Below are 1,362 nucleotides of genomic sequence, written 5' to 3' on the forward strand. Positions count from 1 at the left end.
GGATAAAAATATAGAAAAGATAATCAATGATATAGTTTGGTGGATACCTTTTAAAAAATTGAGAAATAATACTAGAGAACTATTATATTATATAATTAAAAAAATCGAAAAAGAAGAGAATATAAAAAAATGTGATCATAATAAAGAAATTATATATCATGATATGAATAGAATAATAGAATTTAGGAAAGAAATATGCAATGATAATAATTTTTTAGATAAATATTTATCTTTAATTAATAACTTAGATAATGAAAGTTTATATCTTGTTTCTAAAATTTTATCTAAAATAAATAATTTTCAAAATATAGATGATTATTTATATGTTGAAAAAGAAGAGTACGATAGAATTCTAAAAATAGAAAATGAAAATAATGCTAGGATTATAAAATTGAATAATGATATTTTTATTTATGGTAAATATATATTACCAATGAATTATTTTGAAGTAGGAATTTTTTATGAAAAATATGGTATGGATTATATTTATGATATAAAGAAACTTGAAAATTTAGATATTATAGATGCTGGTGGATTCATAGGAGATTCAGCTATTTTTTTATCTTATTATACAAACAAAAAGGTTTATAGTTTTGAGGCTTTACCTAAAAATTATAATTTAATATTAGAAACTATAAGATTAAATAATAGAAATAATATTGTACCAATAAATATGGCATTAGGAAATGAAAATAAAAGTATATCAATATTTTCTGATGGTAGTGTTAGATGTGATTTTGAACTTACAATGGAAGAAAATGCTACATATAATATAAAAAACGATGTATATATGACTAGTTTGGATAAATTTGTAGATGATAATAATATTAATGTAGGGTTAATAAAAGTAGATTTAGAGGGCTTTGAACAACCTTTTCTTTTGGGAGCTATTAAAACTATAAAAAAATACAAACCTGTTTTATTACTAAGTATATATCACAATTATAATGATTTCTTTAATATAAAAAGAATGATAGAGCAATTAGATTTAGACTATACATTCAAGATTATAAAAAGTGAAGTAGCATGTGCTGTTACTACTACATTGTTAATAGCCCAGACCAGACCTAATAGTGATATGTAAGGTGTATAATTATAGTTTATTTTATAATTAAAACCAATAATAAATATTAGGATAATATTATGAAAATAATTAATTATGATGATAAAATAAATGAAATAAATAAAAAAGACATAATATTTCACGGATGTGAAGAAAAAGATTTTTTAGAAATACTTTGGGAAATTTTGGATGGATGTAATTATAAATGTTCTTATTGTCCAGTGAAAGATATTCTAGATGGTAATTTTACTCATATAGAAAAATTAAAGCATGCTGTTAATGAAGTTCTAAAGATAGAT

General features: G+C 20.9%; 1 protein-coding gene and 1 pseudogene. Both read left to right on the top strand.

Going from position 1 to position 1,362, the window contains the following annotated elements:
* A partial coding sequence (locus E6A48_RS03480) for an FkbM family methyltransferase (protein WP_258018533.1) occupies nt 1–1,084 on the top strand: 1,084 nt, incomplete at its 5' end.
* Nucleotides 1,085–1,143: 59 nt separating this feature from the next.
* Nucleotides 1,144–1,362 (top strand): annotated as a pseudogene (locus E6A48_RS03485) (hypothetical protein); the annotation flags it as partial.

It is taken from the genome of Brachyspira pilosicoli, from assembly GCF_019402445.1.
Classification (GTDB): Bacteria; Spirochaetota; Brachyspiria; order Brachyspirales; family Brachyspiraceae; genus Brachyspira; species Brachyspira pilosicoli_B.